The sequence below is a fragment of the Aeromonas sp. ASNIH8 genome (genome assembly GCF_002919855.1).
GTDB classification, from domain to species: domain Bacteria; phylum Pseudomonadota; class Gammaproteobacteria; order Enterobacterales; family Aeromonadaceae; genus Aeromonas; species Aeromonas caviae.
Window position 1 is genome coordinate 1 of sequence record NZ_PQLN01000127.1, and the last position, 9751, is coordinate 9751.

Sequence of the window (9751 nt, forward strand, 5' to 3'; positions counted from 1 at the left end):
TGGCCAACCGAGCCAGCATGTCGCCAGATGCCTCAACAACATCGTTCAGATCGTTTGCAATAGACATAAAAAATCCGGAACCAGTGATTGGTTCCGGATTGTCCTACAGCAGAAGGATCGGTCAATGGATCCTTAACTGATCAGCATTGCGGCAGATGCCGGCTGTTTTTTTAGGTGGGCCTCAGGCCCGTTTCTCTTCAAGCCAGGCCCCCTGGCTCTGCATCTCGAACAGCTGGGCATAATGCCCCCCCAGCGCCATCAGCTCGCCGTGGGTGCCGCGCTCGCTCACCCACCCGCGGGAGAGCAGCAGGATTTCATCGGCATCCACAATGGTGGAGAGACGGTGGGCGATGGCGATGGTGGTGCGGCCACGGCGTGCCGCCGAGAGCGCCTGGGAGAGGGCGAGCTCGGTCTGGGAGTCCACGCTCGCGGTCGCCTCGTCCAGGATGAGGATGCGCGGATCCCCCACCAGGGCGCGAGCAAAGGAGAGCAGCTGGCGCTGGCCAGCGGAGAGGTTCTTGCCCCCCTCCTCCATCAGGGTGGCCAGGCCATCGGGCAGGCGGCGCACGAAATCGGCCAGCTGCACCTCCTCCAGGGCCTGCCAGAGCCGCCCATCCTCGATGCCGTCACGCCCAAGGCGCAGGTTCTCGGCCAGGGTGCCGACGAAGATGAAAGGATCCTGCTGCACCAGGCCGATGCTGCGGCGCACCGCCGAGAGAGCCAGGCCGTTCATGGGGTGATCATCGAAGTGGATGCTCCCCCGATCCAGGGGGTAGAAACCCATCAGCAGGCTGATGATGGTGGACTTGCCGCTGCCGGTGTGGCCCACCAGCGCCAGCATCTGGCCCGGCCGGGTGGCAAAGCTCACATCTTGCAGCACCTGCTGCTCCCCGTCGTAGGAGAAGCCCACCCCGTCGAAGCGTACCCGTCCCTCCAGGGGGCGCACCTCCCCGTCGGTGCTCTCGCGGGTTTCATCGAGCAGGGCGAATACCCGCTCCCCCGCCACCATGGCCTGCTGCAACTGGTTGAGCTGGTTGGTCATCTCGATGAGGGGCTCGATCATCCGCCCCAGATAGCTGATGAAGGCGTAAAGCACCCCCACCTGAATGGCCCCCGCCGTGCTCAGCCCCTCGTGGGCAAACAGGGCCAGCAGACCGATGAGCACCATCATGTAGAAGAGATCGATGAGGGGGCGCAGCAGGATGCCGTTGATCTTGAGGCTCTTGATCCGCGCCTGCCAGTGCTGCTGGTTCACCCCCGCAAAAGCAATGGCGAAGTGGCGCTCCTGTACCATGGCCTGGATCACCGGCATCCCCTGCAACGACTCGTTGAGACGGCTGTTGATGTCGGAGAGCAAGGATCGGGTCGCCCGCACCACGGGCACGCTCAGTTTCTGGTAGAGCCACATCACGGCCCCCACCGCCGGCAGCAGGGTGGCGCACACCAGCATCAGGTGAAAGTCCAGCAGCGCCATGGAGAGCAGGATGCCGCACAGGAGCACCACTTTTTGCACCAGGAGCCCTATCACCTGGACATAGAGGTTCATGATCGCCTCGGTGTCGTTGGTGATGCGGGAGATGAGGGAGCCCGAGCGGTGCTTGTCGAAATAGCGGGCAGGCAGGCGGATGGCGGTGGCGAACACCTGCTCGCGCAGACGCTGCACCACCGCCTGGGCGATGCGGTTGAAGCGCAGGGATTGCAGGTAGAAGCCGGCCGCCGACAACACCTGCAACCCCAGATAACCGGCGGCAAGGGCGGCGATGATGCCCCACTCCAGCCGGCGCGGCGCCAGGTAGTCATCGATGAAGAGCTTGATGAGCAAGGGACCCGCCACCTCGGCGCCGGTGGCGAGCAGCAGGCAGATGCCCGCCTGCACCAGCCAGCGGGGGTAGCTGGCGCAGTAGGCGAGCAGCCGTTTGATGGTTGGATTCACAGACTTGCCTCCAGCGCAACGTTCCACGGGAATTGACTCTCTTTGCTCCCCTCTCCGCTCGCGGGAGCCGGGCGGGGGGTGAAGGAAACCAGGGGCCTTGTCATCCTGTTCACAGGCTCTCCTCCACGTCCTGCTCCAGGCGCTGGTAGCGGACCATGTCCGCGTACCAGCCGTTCCTGGCCATCAGGGTCTCGTGACGGCCCCGCTCGCTGATCGCGCCCTGTTCCAGCACCAGGATCTCGTCCGCCTGCTCCACCGCCGTCATGCGGTGGCTCACCAGCACCAGGGTGCGCTTGTGGACCTTGAGGGCCAGCAGGATCTGCTGCTCGGTGTGGGCATCCACCGCCGAGAGGGCGTCATCCAGCACCAGGATAGGGGCATCCAGCAGCAGGGCGCGGGCGATGGCCAGACGCTGCTTCTGACCGCCGGAGAGGGTCACCCCCTTCTCTCCCACCTCGGTTTCATACCCTTTGGGGAAGCGACTGATGTCGTCGTGAACGCAGGCGATGCGCGCCACCCGCTCAATCTCCTCCCGGCTCGCCTCGGGGCGGCCCAGGGCGATGTTGGCCGCGATGGTGGTGGAGAACAGAAACGGCTCCTGGGGCACATAGGCAAACTGGCTGCGCAGCTCACCCAGCGACAGTTGCGAGATGGGCACCTCCCCCATGCGGATCTCCCCGGCCGTGGGGTTGGCCAGGCGCATCAGCAGCTTGAGCAGGGAGCTCTTGCCTGCCCCGGTGCGTCCCACTATCCCCAGCATGGCGCCAGCCTGCAGGGTGACATCCACCCCCTGCAACAGGGTGCGCTGCTCCAGCCGGTAGCCCAGCCCCAGCACCCGCAGGGGAAAGGCCGAGGCCAGCGCCATGGGATGGGCCGGCTCCTCGATGTCGCTGTGCTCCCCCAGCAGGCTTTCGATGCGCGAGTAGGCGGCGCTGCCCCGCTCGATGATGTTGAACAGCCAGGCGATGGCGAACATGGGCCAGATGAGCTGGCCGAGGTACATGGTGAAGCTGGTGAGCTCCCCCAGAGTCAGCTTGTCTTGCAGCACCAGGGCGCTGCCCCCTGCGACAGCCAGAAAATAGGAGCAGCCGATGCACAGGTAAATCACGGGGTCGAACTTGGCGTCGATGCGGGCCACCGCCATGTTGCGCTCCCCCGCCTGACGGGTCAGCTCGGCAAAGCCCTCGTCCTCTAGGGATTCGACCGCGTAGGATTTGAGCACCCGCACCCCGGAGAGGGCCTCCTGGGTCTTGTTGTTGAGGCGGGAGAAGGCCCCCTGAGCCGCCTTGAACTCCTTGTAGATCTGGGTCCCGAAGCGGTTCATGAAGAAGGCCATCACCGGCAGGGGCAGCAGGGAGAGCAGGGTCAGCTGCCAGGAGTACTGGCTGCACATGATGGAGAGCACCAGGATGCCGACGATGAAGGAGTCCACCAGGGTCAGTACCCCTTCCCCTGCGGTCATCTCCACCGCCTGGATGTCGTTGGTGGCGTGGGCCATCAGATCACCGGTGCGGTGGCGCTGGTAGAAATCCGGGCTCATGCGGGTGAAGTGGCTGAACAGCCGGTTGCGCAGCACGTAGGCGAGCCGGTAGGAGGCACCGAACAGCATGACCCGCCACACGTAGCGCAGCAGGTAGATAAGCAGTCCCAGGCCAAAAAGCCCCGCCAGATAGCCGGTCAGGGTGCCGCTGTCCAGGTCACCCTTGGCGATGCCATCCACCACCCAGCCCACCACCTTGGGGGGGATCACGGTAAACAGGGCCACCAGCATCAGCAGGGAGATGGCCACCAGATAACGCCGCCACTGATCCTTGAAAAACCAGCCAAGCCGCAAAAATACGCTCACAGAGAAGTCCTTGGTCGCGGCGCGCTGCCGCGTGATCATGAAGAGAAGCTCAATACAATCGCCCCCTGGCGGGGGCGAACGAGTGGGTCATCATAGCCTGAAGCGGGTGACTTGAGAACGATTGCTATCTTGCCCTCCCTCAGAGCCGCTTGTCGGGGGGCGAAAACGGGAAAGCGACCGACTCCTGCTGCTCCCCGGTGAGCAGGAAGTGGGAGACCTCCTCCCGGGTCTGGGTAAAGACCTGCTGCAACTGGTTGAGCTCCCCCTCGCTCAGCTCCTCCTGCAGCCGCAGCCGCCACTCCAGTTCCCCGGCCAGCAGTTGCAGGCGGGAAGCGGAGATGTTGGCCGAGACCCCCTTCAGGGTATGCAGCAAGCGGCACGCCACTTCGGGCTGCTGGCGACGCAGGGCGGTGCGGATGTCCCACAGATCGTCCTTGTGCTCGGAGAGGAACAGCTTGAAGAGGATCTGCAGCGCCTCCCTGTCATGCTCCAGCCGGCGCAGGGCATCCTCCAGATCCAGCACGCCCATGAGGGCCGGCGGCTTGACCTCGATGGGCACCTTGGGCTCCCCGCCGCTGCTCTTCACCCATTGCAGCAGGTTGTTGTAGAGATCGAGCTTGCTCACCGGCTTGGTGACATAGCCGTTCATGCCGACGCCAAGGCAGCGCTCCCTGTCCCCCGGCATGGCGCTGGCGGTGAGGGCGATGATGGGCACATCATGCTTGTCCACCATCTTGCGGATCTGGCGGGTGGCATCCAGCCCGTCCAGCACCGGCATCTGCAGATCCATCAGGATGACGTCGAACGGCTGCTCCGCCACCTGCTCCACCGCCTCGCGGCCGTTGTCCACCACGGTGACCTTGGCCTCCACCCGGCGCAGGTACTCCAGAATGAGCTGCTGGTTGACCCGGTTGTCCTCGGCCAGCAGCACCCGGGTACCACGCAGCAGCTCCCGGAACTGCTGCTGATCCCCCTGTGCCTCCGCCTGGCGGACCTTGCTGTCATGGGAGCTGCCGTTGAGCAGTTCGTCCACCTTGGCCAGCAAGGCGTTTTCGGTCATGGGCTTGGCCAGGAAGTGGGTCAGTCCCATGCTTTCCATCCGCCCGTGCAGCCCCTCCCTGGACCAGGCGCTGGTCATCAGGACAGGCAGGCGCCGCCACTGGCTGTGCTGGTACATCTCGAGGGCCAAGTCCAGGCCATCCTCCTGACCCATGCGCCAGTCGAGGATGGCGAGGCGGATGTGATGCCCCTCTTCACGCAGCACCTGACGGGCGCGGGAGAGGCTGTTGACCGTGATGACGGACGCCCCCGCCCGCCCCAGGATGTCCTTGGCCAGTTCCAGCACCAGCTCATTGTCATCCATCATCAGGATCAGGGGCTGGTGATCGAAGAAGACCCGGCGCCCCGAGACCCCGTACACCGCTTGGGAGATGGGGATCTCGAACAGGAAGGTGGAGCCCACCCCGGGTTTGCTCTGCACGGTGATCTCCCCGCCCATCAGCCCCACCAGGCGCTGGGAGATGTTGAGGCCAAGCCCGGAGCCGCCATATTTGCGGGTATTGCCCGCCTCCAGCTGGGTAAAGGGCTGGAACAGCTGGGCCTGCTTCTCCGGGGCGATGCCGATGCCGGTATCCCGCACGCTGAAACAGACCCGCATGGGATGCTGGCTGGTGAGGGTGATGGCCACCTCCACCTCGCCCCGCTCGGTGAACTTGATGGCATTGTTCACCAGGTTGACCAGTACCTGACCGAGGCGCAGCGGATCCCCGCGCAGAAAGTCGGGCACGGCGGGAGACTTGTTGATGATGACCTCGATGTGCTTGCGCTCCGCCAGATCCGCGAACATGGCGGCGAGGGAGTCGAGCTGCTCGCTGAGATCGAAGTCGATCTCCTCCAAGGTCAACTTGCCGGACTCCACCTTGGTGAGATCCAGAATGTCGTTGATGAGCAGCAGCAAGGTGTCCGACGAGGATCTGATCTTGTTGAGATAGTCCCGCTGCTGGGGATCCAGACTGGTTTGCAGTGCCAGGGCGCTGAAGCCGATGATGGCATTCATGGGGGTGCGGATCTCGTGGCTCATGTTGGCCAGGAAGTCGCTCTTGGCCTGGGCCAGCAGCGCGGCATGGCGAGAGAGCTCGCTCAGCTTCTGGTTGCGACGCCACAGGGTCGCGGCCACCAGCGAGAAGCAGAGCAGCGCCCCCCCCAGCACCATCAGGTAGAAGCGGCTCTTGAGGGCGGAGGCCCGCTCCAGCTTGCTCTGCTTCCAGGCGGGCAGTGAGCTCAGCCCCTTCATCTCCACCACCTGATTGCGCAGGCGATGGTACTCCATCACCTGCTGATTGAACTCCTGGCCCAGCCGGACGAGGGCCGTGACCCTCGGCTGCTCGCCATAGCGGTCAAGCAGGTGCTGCTGGAGTTGCAACAGTTGCCGCTGCTCGTTCTGATCCCAGCTGCGTCGGAGGTAGTGGTGCAGGCGCATGAGTTCGGTAAGGTCGCGGTACTGCGCCTCACCGACCGGCAGGGTGCCTTGCAACGCCTTGAGCTGGCCCTGGAAGCGGGGAGCCAGATACTCGATGGTCATCTCCATGGTGTAAAGCCTGGCGAGATCCAGCAGATAACCGTCGATGTCCCGCTGCAACGCCTGGGAGCCGGGGTCGTCCACCGACTCCGGATCCTCGTGCACCAGCCTGACGAACCTGTCCAGGTGACTGGAAAGCAGGCTCAGACGTTGCTGTACGCTGCCATCGCTGGCCTTCTCGCGCCCCAGCAGATAGACGGTATCGGTATTGACCCGATTGAGCACCATCTCAGCCGCCACGCTCAAATCGAAGGCACGCTGCTGCTGGCTGAGCAACTGCCAGCAATAGGCAGAAAAGCCCACCAGCGATACGATGATAAGGCCAAAGACAACACGATTGCCCCGTGCAACACTCTTCATCCCGTCTCGATTCTCATGTCATGGTCGGCCATCCGGTGACATCAGGTCACGGCCGGAGGCCAACTGTGAAAAACCACTGAGTGCTATGTTACCGTTAGTCGGCGCTCTGATTGCAATAAAGATGTTGCCGGGCCATGAAATAAGGAAGCAATTATGTCACTTGTCACCACCTATTGTAGCCAATGCTTTACCCGCAACCGCCTGCCTGTCGAAAAAGCAGACTCAAACGCGAAGTGTGGCCGCTGCCGTCACGCCCTCTTCGAACAAACCCCGGTGGCGGGGCGTCAGGCCAGCTTCGATGCCCTGATCCAGTCCGACATCCCGGTGGTGGTGGACTTTTGGGCAAGCTGGTGTGGCCCCTGCCTGCAGTTTGCCCCCGTCTTTCAGGAGGTCGCCCGGGAGCTTGAGCCCCGCCTTCGCTTCGTGAAACTCGATACCGAGCAGGAGGCCGCCATCGCAGGTCGCTATGGCATTCGCAGCATTCCTACCCTGATGGTCTTCCAGCGGGGGGAGATCCTGGCACAGCGCAGCGGCTCCCTGCCCAAGAGCCTGTTCAAGGAGTGGCTGCTCTCCTTCACCTCCCCTGTCAAATGAAAATAAAATGTTTCATTTCTGTTTGATTGAAGATCCATCTTCACTTGACTCTGTGAGTCGCCACATGATTTGACCATATCCCCCTGTTTCAAACAGGGGGATATATGTAACCTCGGCATCACAACAACAACCATAAATTAACCGAGAGAACGTTATGCACACATCGGCTGTACCTCCGACTCCACCCTCACGCTGGCTGGACATCAAGTCCGGGATCGTCATCCTGGATCTGCTCCTGCTCTGCGCCATGCTGGCATGGCTCCCGTTTGACCCCATGGTCAACAAGGGGCTGGCCATCCTAATCTTCATCGCCATCCTCTGGCTGACCGAGGCGGTGAACATCACCATCACTGCCATCTCCATCCCGGTGCTCGCCACCCTGCTCGGGGTGTTCGACATGAGCAAGTCGCTGACCGACTTTGCCAACCCCGTCCTGTTCCTCTTCTTTGGCGGCTTTGCCCTCGCTGCAGCCCTCTCCAAGCAGGGACTCGACACCCAGATCGCCGGCAAGGTGATGCAGCTCGCCAAGGGACACCTGGGCTGGGCTTCCATCGTGCTCTTCACCATCACGGCCGCCCTCTCCATGTGGATCAGCAACACCGCAACCGCGGCCATGATGATGCCGCTGGCCCTCGGCATGCTGAAAGGGCTGGACGTTCACAAGGAGCGCCGCACCCTTGTCTTCGTGCTGCTTGGCGTCGCCTATAGCGCCAGCATCGGTGGCATCGGCACACTGGTGGGCAGCCCCCCCAATGCCATCGCCGCCGCCCAGATGGGCTTGGGCTTCACCGACTGGCTGGAGTTCGGCATCCCCGTGGTGATCATCTTCATGCCGGTAGGCATCGGCCTGCTCTACTGGGTGACCCGTCCCAATCTCTCCCACCAGGTCAGCACCGAGCAGGTCACCATCGAGTGGACAGGTCAGCGCAAAGTGACCCTGGTCATCTTCCTGACCACGGTGCTGCTGTGGATTGGATCCCAGCCTCTTGCCAAGGCGCTGGGCGGCATTCCCCAGTTCGATACCCTGATCGCCATGGGCGCCATCCTGGCCATCGCCGTCAGCCGCGTCGCCAGCTGGGATGACATCAACCAGAACACCGACTGGGGCGTGCTGCTGCTGTTCGGGGGTGGTCTCACCTTGAGCGCCATCCTCAAGCAGACCGGGGCCAACGCCTTCCTGGCGGAGCACCTCTCCAGCGGCCTCTCCTCCATGCCCATCTTCGTGATCCTGCTCTGCCTGGCCGCCTTCGTGGTGTTCCTGACCGAGCTGGTCTCCAACACCGCCACTGCCGCGCTGCTGGTGCCGCTGTTCGCCGGGGTGGCCGAGGCACTGGGGGTCTCCCCCATCGTGGTCTCCGTGCTGATCGCCGTCGGCGCCTCCTGTGCCTTCATGCTGCCGGTGGCAACGCCTCCCAACGCCATCGTCTTCGCCAGCGGCCATATCCAGCAGCGGGAGATGATGCGGGCCGGCCTGGTACTGAACCTGGTGTTCACCGTCATCCTGACCATGCTGGCCTATTTCATGGGGGATATCCTCCACTGAGGTTCGCCCCCTAATGCCCCTCCAAGCCCCGCATCGCCGCAATGCTGTTCACTTAAGAGAATTTGAGTTCCAGTCCACGTAGTATCAGGACAAAAAATCGAGGGAGGCATGATGCCTCCCTCTTTCTATTGCAAGCCCCGCTGGATAAAGGCTGGAGGAAGATCGACTGGACACAGCCTTGCCCCCTCAACTCAAATCCAATTTATGAATAATCAGTCAAAAAAGTGCTTATCTGAACAGCATTGCCGCATCGCCGGGGCTTTTTCTCGCCCCGAAACCACCGCACTCCCTACCCGCGACATCACGGCGACATTAACTTGCACTTAAGAAATCGCCTCCATGATGCTGACAACGGCCATCACGCAGCCATGGCTGACGATGGCGATGATCATGGACATCACGACAAGGGGATCACCTCATGGGTAAGACGATGCAGAACAACCGTGAAATCAAGGTATGGGATCCGGTGGTTAGGGTATTTCACTGGGCCACTGTGCTGTTGTGCGTGCTGAATCTCTTCATCCTTGAAGAGGGGGCGCGCAACCACCGCTATGCGGGATATGCGCTGGCCGGACTGCTGGCACTGCGCATCGTATGGGGATTCATCGGCTCCTATCATGCCCGCTTCGCCCAGTGACTGCCGACACCGACCGGCGTCATCACCTATCTCAAGGAGACGATCAAGGGGCGCCACCCCTACTACGCCGGTCAAAATCCTTCCTGATTACCCATGACCCTCAGCCAGCTTCAAGAGCCGATATGGCATCGGCGGGCTTGCCACGACTGCATGCCCCAATTCAACAAACATACTCTTGAGGTCAAAACGATGATTAAACCGGAAGCAGTATTCAGCAAGATGCCTTGGTAAATGCTTCGCTCCGAGCTTATGACAACTGC

At 62.4% G+C, this 9751-nt stretch carries 5 protein-coding genes and 2 pseudogenes; 3 read left to right on the plus strand and 4 right to left on the minus strand.

From position 1 onward, the window contains the following. Positions 1 to 181: 181 nt before the first annotated feature. From C3418_RS21210 to C3418_RS21220, 3 genes are all read right to left on the minus strand, one after another. A complete protein-coding gene (locus C3418_RS21210; protein WP_049636011.1) occupies positions 182 to 1933 on the minus strand; it encodes an ABC transporter transmembrane domain-containing protein in 1752 nt (583 codons plus the stop codon). Between the two features lie 109 nt (positions 1934 to 2042). Next, complete coding sequence (locus C3418_RS21215; RefSeq protein ID WP_029314593.1) at positions 2043 to 3779, minus strand: ABC transporter transmembrane domain-containing protein; 1737 nt, start codon at positions 3777 to 3779, stop codon at positions 2043 to 2045. 139 nt (positions 3780 to 3918) lie between these two features. Further along, positions 3919 to 6717 (minus strand): response regulator, encoded by a 2799-nt coding sequence (locus C3418_RS21220; RefSeq protein ID WP_103859223.1) that lies wholly within the window; start codon positions 6715 to 6717, stop codon positions 3919 to 3921. Positions 6718 to 6870: 153 nt separating this feature from the next. On the opposite strand from C3418_RS21220, the gene trxC reads away from it, so the two are divergent. From trxC to C3418_RS21235, 3 genes and pseudogenes are all read left to right on the plus strand, one after another. Beyond that, a complete protein-coding gene (trxC, locus tag C3418_RS21225) occupies positions 6871 to 7311 on the plus strand; it encodes a thioredoxin TrxC (RefSeq protein ID WP_010674892.1) in 441 nt (146 codons plus the stop codon). Between the two features lie 154 nt (positions 7312 to 7465). Beyond that, complete coding sequence (locus tag C3418_RS21230) at positions 7466 to 8854, plus strand: DASS family sodium-coupled anion symporter (RefSeq protein WP_049636009.1); 1389 nt, start codon at positions 7466 to 7468, stop codon at positions 8852 to 8854. A gap of 418 nt (positions 8855 to 9272) precedes the next feature. After that, positions 9273 to 9572, plus strand: a pseudogene (locus C3418_RS21235) (cytochrome b/b6 domain-containing protein); the annotation flags it as partial. A gap of 6 nt (positions 9573 to 9578) precedes the next feature. Here the strand turns inward: C3418_RS21235 and C3418_RS21240 are convergent. After that, a pseudogene (locus tag C3418_RS21240) lies at positions 9579 to 9751 on the minus strand (IS1595 family transposase); the annotation flags it as partial.

Excerpts from the sequence above, each read along its gene's own strand:
- C3418_RS21220 (WP_103859223.1), bottom strand. The coding sequence starts at position 6,717 with ATGAAGAGTGTTGCACGGGGCAATCGTGTTGTCTTTGGCCTTATCATC.
- trxC (WP_010674892.1), top strand. The coding sequence starts at position 6,871 with ATGTCACTTGTCACCACCTATTGTAGCCAATGCTTTACCCGCAACCGC.
- C3418_RS21230 (WP_049636009.1), top strand. The coding sequence starts at position 7,466 with ATGCACACATCGGCTGTACCTCCGACTCCACCCTCACGCTGGCTGGAC.